Annotated in this window: 12 protein-coding genes; 7 read left to right on the top strand and 5 right to left on the bottom strand. The window is 67.4% G+C overall.

The genetic code is table 11. The features are described from left to right. The first annotated feature begins 48 nt into the window (after positions 1–48). Genes rph through NMD1_RS15400 form a run of 4 tightly spaced genes read left to right on the top strand, consistent with a single transcriptional unit; the run spans position 49 to position 3,449 of the window. Complete coding sequence (gene rph / locus NMD1_RS15415) at positions 49–765, top strand: ribonuclease PH (protein WP_125955392.1); 717 nt, start codon at positions 49–51, stop codon at positions 763–765. Beyond that, on the top strand, positions 762–1,391 hold the full coding sequence (gene rdgB / locus NMD1_RS15410; protein ID WP_125955391.1) for an RdgB/HAM1 family non-canonical purine NTP pyrophosphatase: 630 nt from the start codon (positions 762–764) through the stop codon (positions 1,389–1,391). The genes rph and rdgB overlap by 4 nt, the downstream gene beginning before the upstream one ends. 10 nt (positions 1,392–1,401) lie before the next feature. Further along, positions 1,402–2,556, top strand: a complete 1,155-nt coding sequence (hemW, locus tag NMD1_RS15405; RefSeq protein WP_125955390.1) for a radical SAM family heme chaperone HemW — start codon at positions 1,402–1,404, stop codon at positions 2,554–2,556. After that, positions 2,553–3,449: a tyrosine recombinase XerC gene (locus NMD1_RS15400; protein WP_124807507.1), complete on the top strand. Its 897-nt coding sequence runs from the start codon at positions 2,553–2,555 to the stop codon at positions 3,447–3,449. Before hemW ends, NMD1_RS15400 begins: the two co-directional genes overlap by 4 nt. A gap of 7 nt (positions 3,450–3,456) precedes the next feature. Here the strand turns inward: NMD1_RS15400 and NMD1_RS15395 are convergent, their stop codons facing one another. From NMD1_RS15395 to NMD1_RS15385, 3 genes are all read right to left on the bottom strand, one after another. After that, positions 3,457–4,779, bottom strand: a complete 1,323-nt coding sequence (locus NMD1_RS15395) for a sensor histidine kinase KdpD (protein WP_124807670.1) — start codon at positions 4,777–4,779, stop codon at positions 3,457–3,459. Between the two features lie 132 nt (positions 4,780–4,911). Beyond that, positions 4,912–5,589, bottom strand: coding sequence for a response regulator transcription factor (locus tag NMD1_RS15390; protein ID WP_124807508.1), 678 nt, complete (start codon positions 5,587–5,589; stop codon positions 4,912–4,914). 109 nt (positions 5,590–5,698) lie between these two features. Continuing rightward, a complete protein-coding gene (locus NMD1_RS15385) occupies positions 5,699–5,998 on the bottom strand; it encodes a PepSY domain-containing protein (RefSeq protein ID WP_124807509.1) in 300 nt (99 codons plus the stop codon). Between the two features lie 131 nt (positions 5,999–6,129). Here NMD1_RS15385 and NMD1_RS15380 point away from each other — a divergent pair, with 131 nt between their 5' ends. Next, positions 6,130–7,926 carry an ABC-F family ATP-binding cassette domain-containing protein gene (locus NMD1_RS15380; RefSeq protein WP_125955389.1) on the top strand — a complete coding sequence of 599 codons (1,797 nt, stop codon included), beginning with the start codon at positions 6,130–6,132 and terminating at the stop codon, positions 7,924–7,926. Between the two features lie 28 nt (positions 7,927–7,954). Here the strand turns inward: NMD1_RS15380 and NMD1_RS15375 are convergent, their stop codons facing one another. Together NMD1_RS15375 and NMD1_RS15370 are read right to left on the bottom strand one after the other, a co-directional pair. Continuing rightward, on the bottom strand, positions 7,955–9,763 hold the full coding sequence (locus NMD1_RS15375) for a DUF885 family protein (protein WP_125955388.1): 1,809 nt from the start codon (positions 9,761–9,763) through the stop codon (positions 7,955–7,957). Positions 9,764–9,856: 93 nt separating this feature from the next. Further along, positions 9,857–10,333, bottom strand: a complete 477-nt coding sequence (locus NMD1_RS15370) for a DUF6456 domain-containing protein (protein ID WP_125955387.1) — start codon at positions 10,331–10,333, stop codon at positions 9,857–9,859. Positions 10,334–10,441: 108 nt separating this feature from the next. On the opposite strand from NMD1_RS15370, the gene NMD1_RS15365 reads away from it, so the two are divergent. Both NMD1_RS15365 and NMD1_RS15360 read left to right on the top strand, forming a co-directional pair. Further along, positions 10,442–11,014: a helix-turn-helix domain-containing protein gene (locus NMD1_RS15365; RefSeq protein ID WP_125955386.1), complete on the top strand. Its 573-nt coding sequence runs from the start codon at positions 10,442–10,444 to the stop codon at positions 11,012–11,014. After that, positions 11,011–12,222, top strand: a complete 1,212-nt coding sequence (locus NMD1_RS15360; protein ID WP_233497692.1) for a glycosyltransferase — start codon at positions 11,011–11,013, stop codon at positions 12,220–12,222. Before NMD1_RS15365 ends, NMD1_RS15360 begins: the two co-directional genes overlap by 4 nt. The last annotated feature ends 23 nt before the right edge of the window (positions 12,223–12,245 follow it).

Raw genomic sequence — 12,245 nt, 5'->3', positions numbered from 1 at the left:
TTTCAACACCCGCCTGTCATCGGCATGCGGATTTGCAGGATAATCGCCATGCGCCCTTCCGGCCGCGCCGCAGACGAAATGCGCGCCATCACGATCGAGACCAACTTCACCAAGCATGCCGAAGGTTCGGTCCTGATCGGATTCGGCGATACCAAGGTGCTGGTCACCGCTTCGGTGGAAGAGCGCGTGCCGCCGTTCATGCGCGGCAAGGGCGAAGGCTGGGTGACGGCGGAATATTCGATGCTGCCCCGCGCCACCCACACGCGCGGCAGTCGTGAGGCGGCCAAGGGCAAGCAGTCCGGCCGCACGCAGGAAATCCAGCGCCTGATCGGCCGCAGCCTGCGCGCCGTGACCGACCTCAAGAAACTGGGCGAACGCCAGATCACGCTCGATTGCGACGTGATCCAGGCCGATGGCGGCACCCGCACCGCCTCGATCTCGGGCGCGTGGATCGCGCTGCGCCTGGCGGTGCAGAAGCTGATCGACGCCGGAGCGATCCAAGACGATCCGCTGACCGAAAAGGTAGCCGCGATCTCGTGCGGAATCGTGAACGGCGTGCCGGTGCTGGACCTCGACTACATCGAGGATTCCTCGGCCGATGCCGATGCCAACTTCGTGCTGATCGATGGCGGCAAGATCGCCGAGGTGCAGGCCACCGCCGAAGGCGCGACCTATGACGAGGAGGGTCTGCTCCGGCTGCTCCGCCTCGCCCGCGTGGGTTGCGCGCAGATCTTCGATGCACAGGCCAAGGCTGTCGCGCGGTGACACGCCACCTGGCGCGCGGCAAGCTCGTCATCGCCACGCACAACAAGGGCAAGCTCCGCGAAATCCAGGCGTTGCTGGCGCCCTATGGCGTGGAGTGCCTGTCCGCCGGCGAACTCGGCCTGCCCGAACCGGCCGAAACCGGCACGACTTTCGTCGAGAACGCGCTGATCAAGGCGCGCGCGGCGGCGGAAGCGGCGAACCTGCCGGCGCTGGCCGACGATTCCGGCCTCTGCGTCGCCGCGCTGGGCGGCGCGCCCGGCGTCTATACCGCCGACTGGGCCGAAGCCGCGCCCTATGAAGGCGGCCCCGGTCGCGATTGGTACATGGCCATGGGCAAGGTCGAGGGGAAACTGTGCGAACAGGGGGCGGACACCCCGCGCGACGGATACTTCGCCTGCGTCCTCGCCATCGCCTGGCCCGATGGCGCCAGCGCCGTCTATGAAGGCCGCGCGCACGGCACGCTGACCTGGCCGCCGCGCGGCACGCTGGGCTTCGGCTACGATCCGGTGTTCGTGCCCGCCGGCGGCACCCGTACTTTCGCCGAACTCGATCCGGAGGAAAAGCATCGCATCAGCCACCGCGCCGATGCCTTCGCCAAGCTGGTCGCGGAACAGTTCCCGGAGTAGAACCGGGCCGATGACGCCGCTTGCGCTCTATATCCACTGGCCGTTCTGCCTGGCGAAGTGCCCCTATTGCGACTTCAACAGCCATGTACGCGAACGCACCGACATAGGCCAGTGGCAGGCCGCGCTGCTGGCGGACATGGCGCACGAAGCGGCGCTGTCCGGTGGCCGTGAGTTGACTTCGATCTTCTTCGGCGGCGGCACGCCATCGCTGATGCCGCCCGCGCTGGTCGAAAGCCTGATTGCGCAAGCTAGCCGGCATTGGCGCTTTGCCGAAGACATCGAGATCACGCTGGAAGCCAACCCTTCCTCGGTGGAAGCCGCCAACTTCGCGGCGCTGGCGCAGGCCGGCATCAACCGCGTCTCGCTGGGGCTTCAGGCGCTGGACGATACCGCCTTGCGCTTTCTCGGCCGGCTTCATGACGCCAGCGAAGGGCTGGCCGCGCTTGCCGTGGCGCAACGGCATTTCCGCCGCGTCAGCTTCGACCTGATCTATGCGCGCCCCGATCACACCCCGGAAAGCTGGGAAGCCGAACTGACCCGCGCGCTGGCCTTCGGCACCGGTCACCTCTCGCTCTACCAGTTGACGATCGAGCCGGGCACGCGCTTCGCCACGCTCGTGCGCGAAGGCCGCTTCACGCCGCTCGACGATGACGCGGCCGGCGCGCTTTTCGGCCTGACCCGCGAACTCACCGCGCGCGCGGGCCTGCCCGCCTACGAGATCAGCAACCACGCCCGCCCCGGCGAGGAAAGCCGCCACAACCTCACCTACTGGCGCTATGGCGATTATGCCGGCATAGGCCCCGGCGCGCACGGGCGGCGCGGCGGCGTGGCGACAGTGCGCCACCGCAAGCCGGAAAACTTCCTCAAGGCGGTGGACGCGCAGGCGCATGGCCTTGCCGAACAGCGCGCGCTGGGGATGGCGGAGCAGGCTTCCGAAGCGATGCTGATGGGCCTGCGGCTGGCCGAAGGCGTGGACGTGAAGGCGCTGGCGGCGCGGTTCGGTTTCGCCGAAAGCGATCTCGTGGTGCCCGCCAAGCGCGCGTTCTATGCCGGATTGGGCCTGCTGAACGATACCGGCGACCGGCTGGCCGTCACCGGAAAGGGCATGCCACTGCTCGACGCGCTGCTGGGCGAACTCGTGCCCGAAAGCCTGGTTGCGGCATGACGCCGCAGGACATCCTCGAAGCCTGGGGCCAGCACCTTTCGCTGGCGCGGCGCCGCTCCCCGCATACGGTCCGCGCCTACCTCGCCACCGCCACGCGCCTCCTGGCGGCGCTTCCGCCCGCGCAGGGCTGGGCCTCGCTCGCCCGGCTCGATCCCGCCACGCTGCGCACGCACCTTGCCGCGCGGCGGGCAGACGGGATCGGCAATGTCTCCGCCGCGCGCGAACTGTCGGCGATCAAGTCGTTCATCGCCTTCGCGCGCGAACAATCCGGCGAAACCGGCATCGCGCCGCCCCGCCTGCGCGGCCCGCGCGTGAAGAAGGGCCTGCCGCGCCCGATCACGCCGGATGAGGCGGTCAACCTCGCCGCCATGGTCGCCGAAGACGCCAGCGAGGAATGGATCGCCGCGCGCGATCGCGCCGTCCTGCTGCTGCTCTATGGTGCGGGCCTGCGCATCGCCGAGGCGCTGGCCCTGCCGGCCGCCGTCCTCCCGCTGGGCGAATCGCTCGTCGTCACCGGCAAGGGTAATCGCCAGCGCGTCGTCGCGATCCTGCCGATCGTGCGGGCGGCGGTGGAGGACTATGCCGCCAAGGCGCCCTGGCCGCTGACGAAGGACGCCCCCCTGTTCCGGGGCGCCAAGGGCGGTCCGCTGGCGCAGGGCATGGTGCAGAAGGCCGTCGCGCGCGCCCGCACGGTGCTTGGCCTGCCTCCCACCGCGACCCCGCACGCCTTGCGGCACAGCTTCGCCACGCACCTGCTCGGCGCGGGTGCAGACTTGCGTTCGTTGCAGGAGCTACTGGGCCACGCTAGCCTCAGTTCAACGCAGATCTACACCAAGGTGGACGCGGCAACGCTGCTGGACGTCTATCGCAACGCCCATCCGCGCGAACGGTAGGCGGCCGTTACTTCACCACCACGCGCGGCAGGCGCAGCGTGGTCAGCAACCCACCCAGATCCTCGCTTTCGTTCAGCGAAATCGAACCGCCGTAAAGCTCGGCCACGTCGCGCACGATGGCCAGGCCCAGCCCGGTTCCGGGCTTGCCGGTATCGAGCCGCGCGCCCCGATCGAAGATGCGCTCCCGCGCTTCCTCGGGAATGCCCATGCCGTCGTCCTCGACCCAGATGTCGCAGAACTTCGGGTCCGCCGGGTTCGCGTCCACGGTGATGAACACGCTGCCGCCGCCATACTTGGCGGCGTTCTCGATCAGGTTGCCCAATATCTCGTCCAGATCCTGCCGTTCGATCGCGACCTGCGCCTCGCGGCTGCCGTCCATGTCGAAGCGGACTTTGGGATAGAGCCGTGTAACCGCGCGCTCCACCGCCTCGGCGCTTTCCCACACCACCGCGCGCGAAAGGCCGGTCGCGCGGCGGCCGACGGCGCGCGCGCGGGCCAGGTGGTGATCCACCTGGCGCCGCATCACCGCCGCCTCGCGGATCACCGTATCGGCAAGGTCCGAAGCCTTGGCCGTCGCCGCGTTCATCACCACCGTCAGCGGCGTCTTGAGCGCATGGGCCAGGTTGCCGGCGTGGGTGCGGGCTTCCTCCGCCTGCCGTTCCGAATGTTCGAGCAGCGCGTTCAGCTCCAGCACCAGCGGCTGCACTTCCAGCGGCAGCGGCTCGTTGACCCGGCTCGCCCCGCCTTCGCGCATGGCCGCGATCGCCCGCCGCACGCGCCGCAACGGCCCCAGCCCGTAATAGGTCTGCAAGGCCGCCATGCCGAACAGCCCCAGCCCCAGCACCACGAACGACCAGATCAGGATCGAGCGGATGCGGCGGATCTGCGCGTCAAGTTCACTGCGGCTGGCGGCGACCGCGAATTGCCACAGCGTGTTGCTGCCCGGCAGGATTACCGATCGCTCGATCATCCGCAGCCGTTCGCCCTCGAACTGGCCGCTATCATAGATGTGCGGCTCGGTATCGACATGGTCGCTCTGGAGCTTGAGCGTGCGGTCCCACAGCGAGCGCGACGGGAAATCCTCATGCCCCTGCCCGCTGATCTGCCAGTAGAGCCCGCTGTTCGGTTCCAGAAAGCGCTGGTCCCCCAGCGGCCGGTTGAAGAACACTTCGCCATCCGGCCCGATCTCGGCCGAGGCGACCATGGCGGTCAGCATGTAGCCCAGCTGTTCGTCGAAATTGCGCGTGACCAGGCCGGTCAGCGTGCGGTCGAGCGCGAGCCCACCGCCCAGCAACAGCACCGTGATCCACGCGAACGCGATCAGCATCATGCGCCGCGCCAGCGATCCGGTGTGCGGCGCTGTCTTCGGTTCCTGCGCGGTGGTGGTCACGCTCTCAGTTCCCTGCCCGTCCGCCGCGATGCCGTGTCATGCCCTGCGGTGCCGCGGACAAGGCGCCGATCGTCAACCGCGGCCCGGATGGGCCGGATCGTCGAGGCTGTAACCCAGCCCCCGGATCGTGGTGATCACGTCCGGCCCCAGCTTCTTGCGGATACGGGTGACGAACACCTCGATCGTGTTCGAATCCCGGTCGAAATCCTGATCGTAGATATGCTCGATCAATTCGGTGCGGCTGACGACCTTGCCCTTGTGGTGAAGCAGGTAGGACAGCAGCTTGTATTCCTGCGCCGTCAGCTTCACCGGCTCGCCGTTCAGCGTGACCCGGCCCGAACGGGTATCGAGCCGCACGTCGCCCGCGATGAGTTCCGACGAGGAGTTGCCCGAAGCCCGACGGATCAGCGCGCGCAGGCGGGCGATCAGTTCCTCGGTCTGGAACGGCTTGGCCAGATAGTCGTCGGCGCCCGCGTCGAGCCCGGCCACCTTGTCGGACCAGCTGTCGCGCGCCGTCAGCACCAGCACCGGGAATTTGCGCCCTTCCTTGCGCCACATGCCAAGCACGGTCAGCCCGTCGATCTCGGGCAGGCCCAGATCGAGGATCACCGCGTCGTAGTCCTCTGTCGAGCCGAGAAAATGGCCGTCCTCGCCATCGGTGGAAAGATCGACGGCGTAGCCATTGTGTTCCAGCGTGGCCTTGAGCTGCTTGCCGAGGGTCGGTTCGTCCTCGACGATCAGGATGCGCATGTAAGGCTGTCCCCTGCTGCTCGCCCGCTCCCATGCCGGAGAGCGCGCGGTTACGTGTTCAGGAATGCTAGATGATCCCTTGAACCTGAACGGTCAAGGAATGGAAAGATCAGCGGGATTCACCCAGCACCTGCCCGGTGCGCGCATCCACGTCGACGAACATGACATGGCCTTCGCGAATGAACTTCAGGCGATAGACCATGGCGGCGGGATCGTATTCCGGCCCCAGGTATTGCATTCCCGGCTTGGTCGGCAACACGGTCCGCTCGATCTCGCGCAGCGAACGCACGTTGCCCGCGCGCAGGTCGCGGCGGACTTCGCCCTGGGCGTCAGGACGGTTCGGGGCCGAAAAGGCCGTCGCAGGCAAGGCCGCGAGACCGACAGCGGTAAAGGCGATGATCCAGCGCATGATGCTGCTTTGCCTAGAGCCGAAGCATTGAACAAGGCGTGAATGCGGATGCCGGCGGCGGTTCAGGCAAAAAGTGCCGGCCGGTAGTCCTGACCCTAGACCTTCTGCCCACCGGCGGCTAAGCGCGCGGCATGGCAGCAGCACCGATCTTGAGCTGGGAGGGCCTTGGGCTTCTCCAGGGCACCGGCTGGCTTTTCCGCGATCTTGACCTCCACATCGGCCCGCGCGACCGGCTGGCGCTGATTGGCCGCAACGGCGCGGGCAAGACCACGCTGCTGCGCCTGATCGCGGGGCAGATCGATGCCGACAAGGGCAAGCGCTCCATCCAGCCGGGCGTGCGGCTGGTGACGCTGGAGCAGGACCCGTTCTTCACCGGGTTCGATACGCTGATGGATTTCGCGCTGCACGGGCCGGACGCGCCGGAACGACACGAGGTGGAAGCCATCGCCAGCCAGCTTGGCATCGACATGGCCCGCAAGGCCGAAAGCGCCAGCGGTGGCGAACGCCGCCGTGCCGCGCTGGCCCGCGCGCTCGCCTCAGACCCCGACATCCTGCTGCTGGACGAACCGACCAACCACCTCGATCTCGCCGCGATCGACTGGCTGGAATCCTGGCTCCAGCGCTATACCGGCGCATTCGTGGTCATCAGCCACGACCGCACGTTTCTCGAACGGCTCACCCGCGCCACGCTGTGGCTCGATCGCGGTTCGCTGCGCCGAAAGGACATCGGCTTCGGTGGCTATGAAGCGTGGATGGAACAGGTCTATGCCGAGGAAGCCCGCGCCGCGGACAAGCTGGACGCCAAACTGAAGATCGAGGCGCACTGGCTTGAGCGCGGCGTCACCGCACGGCGCAAACGCAACCAGGGCCGCCTTGAAAAGCTCTGGGAAATGCGCGCCCAGCGCGCCGCGATGCTCAGTCCGCAAGGCACCGCCAAGCTCGCCGTCGCCAGCGACGATGCCAAGAGCAAGGCGGTGATCGTCGCCGATCACGTTACCAAGACGTTCGGTGAAGGCGCCGGCGGGCGCGCGATCATCAAGGATTTCAGCCTGCGCATCACCCGGCGCGACCGCATCGGCGTGGTCGGCGCGAACGGCGCGGGCAAGACCACGCTGCTCAAGCTGCTGACCGGCGAACTCCAGCCCGACAGCGGGACGGTCACGCTGGCCAAGACGCTCAGCGGCGTGATGATCGACCAGCAACGCAGCCTGATGTCGCCGGAAAAGCGCGTGCGCGACGTGCTGGCGGAGGGCGGCGACTGGATCGACGTGCGCGGCGAACGCAAGCACATCCAGGGCTATCTCAAGGATTTCCTGTTCGATCCGGGCCTCGTCGAGGCGCGCGTCGGCACGCTGTCGGGAGGCGAACGCTCGCGTCTGCTGCTCGCGCGCGAATTCGCCCGCAAGTCCAACCTGCTCGTGCTGGACGAGCCGACCAACGACCTCGACCTCGAAACGCTCGATCTGCTGCAGGAAGTGATCGCGGACTACGACGGCACCGTACTCATCGTCAGCCACGACCGCGACTTTCTCGATCGCACCGTCACCATCACGCTAGGGCTGGACGGATCGGGCAAGGTCGATGTCGTGGCCGGCGGCTATGCCGACTGGGAAAAGCAGCGCAAGGCGCGCGTGGCGCCGGTCAAGGCCGCGCCCAAGGCGGAAAGCGCCCCGCCGCCGCCTCCCCCGGCCGCGAAGAAGAGCAAGCTCTCCTACAAGGATCAGCGCGATTACGAACTGCTGCCCAAAAAGATCGAAGAACTCGATGCCGCCATTGCGCGCGGCGAAGCGCAGCTGGCCGATCCGGACCTCTACGCGCGCGATCCCAAGAAGTTTGACGCGCTGATGGCCGCGCTGGAAAAGGTCCGGGCCGACAAGGACGCGGCCGAGGAGCGCTGGCTCGAACTCGCGGAGATGGCGGAAGGCTGAGAGCCGACAAGCTCCCAGCCTTCGGTCGTCAGCCGCGCTTCGCTTCGGCGATCCGTTCGTCCACCCGCTTCTCCAGCATAGACAGCGGCATCACGCCTTCCTTCAGGATGTCGTGAAACCAGGGCAGGCTGAAGTGGTCGCCCAGTGCCTGCTGCGCCTTGGTGCGCGCAGCAACCCAGGCCGTGTGACCCATCTTATAGCTGCACGCCTGCCCGATCGAGGCGCAATAGCGCTCGATCTCGCGCTGGCTGCGCGGCCGCGCGAAGCCCACTGTGTTGACGAGGTAGTCGGTCGCTTTCTCACGGCTCCAGCGGTAGTGGTTCAGCCCGGTATCGACCACCAGACGCGCCGCGCGGAACAGGAAGGACTGGAGATAGCCGGCGCTTTCGATGCCGGTATATCCGCCCAGTTCATCGGCTAGCTGCTCGGCATAGAGCGCCCAGCCCTCGCCATAGGCGGAAATGAAATAGTCCTTCAGGAACATCGGCAGGTTCCCGCCGCTACGGGTATAGCCGCCCTGCAAGTGATGGCCGGGAATGCCCTCGTGGTAGGTCAGCGCCGGCAGCGAATACTTCGGCCAGTCGGCAACGTCCTTCAGGTTGATCCAGTAGATCGCCGGGCGCGAACCGTCGAGCGGCGCGGAATAGTAATACCCGTTCGGCGCGCCATCCTGAATTTCCACCGGAACGCGGCGGATTTCGAGCGGTTCAGACGGGATGTCGCGGAACGCGCGCGGCAGTTTCTGCGTCATCGCGGCGATACCCGCGTTCAGGCTGGCGATCAGGTCCAGGCGCCCCTGATCGGTGTTCGGATAGCGTTGCGCGGGCGAGGCGTTGAGCGCGGTCAGCCGCGCCCCAACCGAACCGGAGGTGAAGCCCGCGCCCTTCAGGATCACGTCCAGCTTTGCGGAAATATCGGCTACCTGCTCCAGCCCGATCTTGTGGACCTGCTCGGCCGTGTGATCGGTGGTGGTCGCCTTGCGCAGCGCCAGCCCGTAAATCTCGTCGCCCTTGGGCAGACGCCACGCGCCATCGCCCGGCCGCGTGCGTCCTCGCAACTGCTGCATCAGCGCGATCTGGCGATCGAGCGCGGGATAGACGTCTCCCGCCACGATCCGGGCAGCCCGGCTTTCCCAGTCGCCTGCCACGGTCTTTGCTGTCGTTCGCTTGACCAGCGATCGCACCATGGCGTTCTGTTCGGGCGACGGTGCGCGCAGCGCGCGCATCTGCTTCAGCACCAGATCGACGGACCATACCGGCGCGATCAGGCCGCGCCCGGCGTCGCGCCGCTGCCGCGCGGTTTCATCGTCCAGCGCGAAAGCGAAGGCCCGCAGCCGCGTCAGATAGGCTTCGGCGTCATCGGCGTTCTCGACCGGGTGCTGGCTGTCGAGAAAGTCGGGAACACTGAAATAGACGCCGCTCTGCTGCGTGATCGGATAGGGATTTTCCACGTCGTCCAGCCCGAACGGCTTGCCGGCGAGTTCCTGTTCGAACTTGTAGGCAAGGACATCGCGGTTCAGCCGGGCGGCGGCGCTCAGGCTTCCCGCATCCACGCCACGCATTGCCGCCAAGGCGCGTTCGTTGAACGCCCGCGACGCGTCCTTCCCGGCCTCGCTGTAGTCATCAAGCCGTGCTCGCAAGCCGGCACGAGTGCCCTTGTCGAGGCCAAGGCGCGTCGCGTTTTCGGGCTCGATAAGCAGCTGTTCGTAGAACAATCTGTCGGCCAGCGCGTTGAACGCGGCATCGCCGGCCGTCTGGGCCAGAACCCGGAGCGGCCAGCCTCCGCCAAGCGCACCCGCCGCGATTCCCGCGAAACCCAGAAATTCCCGTCGTTCCATGAAGCTGCTTCCCGACACTATGGTTTCAATCGATACGGCCTGACACGGCGCGGGGATAGCACGCAATGACGTTCGTCGATCCGCCTGTGTCGTTCATCGGATGCGATAAAAGTCCGCCAAACGGTCAAGCGCGATGCGCAAGACCAGCTTACCGCTGCGGACAGGCCAGTCCAGCGCCTTCTCCGCCATCGCCAGGGCATCGCCGGCGCAAACCACCCGCCACAGAATATCGCTCAATCCGGTTCCCGCGGCGGCGATCGCCGCATCGAAGCGTTCCTTCGCCGCGATCTGCCGCTCGGTCGGCGAAAGGTTGCGCTCGCCACCGCCAAAACGCACCGGTTCCCAGCGCATCGTGACGGCTGGCGCCAGTTGCGCGCGCTCCCAATCGGTCCGCAGGCGCTCCCCCGCGTCGAACTGCCGGTCGCTGAGATGGCCGCGTGCATGGAGCCAGGTCAGTGGCGATTCGGCGCAATTCACCTTCACGCTGCGCCGCGCGGCCGCCGCGGAACCACGCCCTGCCCGGCGCGGGCCTTCGCTGGTCAGTTCACGATCGATCAAGACCTGGCGCATCGGGTCACCTCCGCTTTGAACATTTGGGGAACGCCGCCGCACTTGCCCCAGGGGCTGCTTTGTAGGAAAGCAATTTCAACTTCCGTTCCTCTCAGAAATGGAACCACCATGATCAACCGCATCCGCGACATCCGTCGCCAGAAAGGCCTGACCCTGGCCGACGTGGCCGCGCGCTGCGTTCCGCCGACGACGGCGCAAACCATCGGCCGGCTCGAAACCGGGATGCGCAGCTTGTCGCTGACGTGGATGAACCGGATCGGCGCCGCGCTCGATGTCGATCCGCAGCTTCTGGTAAAGCCGGACCATTCCGCCATACCCAACGTCGTCGCGCGGCTCACCGCCGGCGGACCTGAGGCGCTGACGCACCCGATGGACGCGGTGCTGCCCACCGAGTTCGGCGGCGATGCGCGACTCATGGCGCTGGTTGTCGATGCGGGCCTGGGCGAATACCGGGCGGGCGATCAGGTGTGGCTGCGGCAGGTCGATCCGGCGGATTATTCGCGTGCGCTCAACCGCGACGTGCTTGCGCCACGCCCTGCCGGCCGCTTCGCCTTCGGGCGGATGATCGACCATCTCGACGGGCGCATCGCACTGCTGCCCCCAGGCATCGGGCAGCGGCAGGTTGTGATCGACCACCCGGCGTGGATCGGCGTGGCGGAAATGCTGGTCCGAAAACTGTGAACCCTGCAACCGGGCGCCGCCTGCTCTCGATTTCGACGCTTTACCCCTCGTCCCAGCGCCCCGGTTTCGGGCGCTTCGTCGCGCGGCAGATGGAAGCGCTGGCCGCGCGCGGCGATTGGGAGGTGACGGTGGTGAACCCCATCGGCCTGCCACCCGTCAAGCTGGCCCGCTATGCCGACATTGCCGAAACGCCGCTGATCGAAACCGGCGGTCCCGTCACGGTGCATCATCCGCGCTTCACGCTGATCCCCGGCCTTTCCGGCCACATCAATCCCCTGCTGATCGCACGCGCTATCCTGCCGATGGTGCGGCGCCTCCACGCCGAACGGCCGTTCGACATGGTCGACGCGCAGTTCTTCTATCCCGATGGTCCGGCCGCCATGCGCGTGGCCGAGGCGCTGGGCCTGCCGTTCGCGATCAAGGCACGCGGGTCCGACATCCACTACTGGGGCACAAAACCCTTCGCGCTGCGGCAGATGCGCGCGGCCGCCGAAAAGGCATCGGTCCTGCTGTCGGTCTCGCAGGCACTCGCCAACGACATGGCCGCCTTGGGCCTGCCAGCCGGCAAGATGCACGTCCATTATACTGGCCTCGATCACGCGCGCTTTTCGCCCCTGCCGCGCGCCGCGGCGCGGCAGCTGGTCTCGGCCATTCCCGATCTCGGCATCTGGTCGGTCGGTAGGCTCGTCGTCAGCGTCGGCGCGCTGATCCCGATCAAGGGGCAGGCGCTGGCGATCCGCGCCCTGGCCCATCTGCCCGAGGACGTCCGCCTGGTCATTGCCGGCACCGGGGCGAACGAGGCCGCGCTCAAGGCGCTGGCGAGCGAACTCGAGCTGGCCGAGCGGGTCCAGTTCGTCGGCGCGGTCGATCACGAGACCCTGCCCACGCTGCTTTGCGCGGCGGACGCCATGGTCCTGCCTTCGGAACGCGAAGGCCTTGCCAATGCCTGGATCGAAGCGCTCGCCTGCGGCACGCCGGTCGTCATCCCCGACATCGGCGGCGCGCGCGAGGTGGTGGACTGCCCCGCCGCTGGCCGCATCGCCGCACGCGATCCGGTGGCCATCGCCACCGCGCTCGGCGATCTGCTGGCCTATCCCCCCGCGCAGGAAGACGTCGCAGCCTGCGCCGCCCGCTTCAGCTGGGGCGGCAATGCGGCCGCGATGGCGGAGATTTACGAGGGCGTGGTCCGGGAGCAGACCACAGCCTGACGGCGCGCACAAACACCGCCCCC

The sequence above is a fragment of the Novosphingobium sp. MD-1 genome (genome assembly GCF_001014975.1).
GTDB lineage: Bacteria > Pseudomonadota > Alphaproteobacteria > Sphingomonadales > Sphingomonadaceae > Novosphingobium.
The sequence above is the reverse complement of the archived record's forward strand: the minus strand, read 5'-3'. Positions and strand labels throughout refer to the sequence as shown.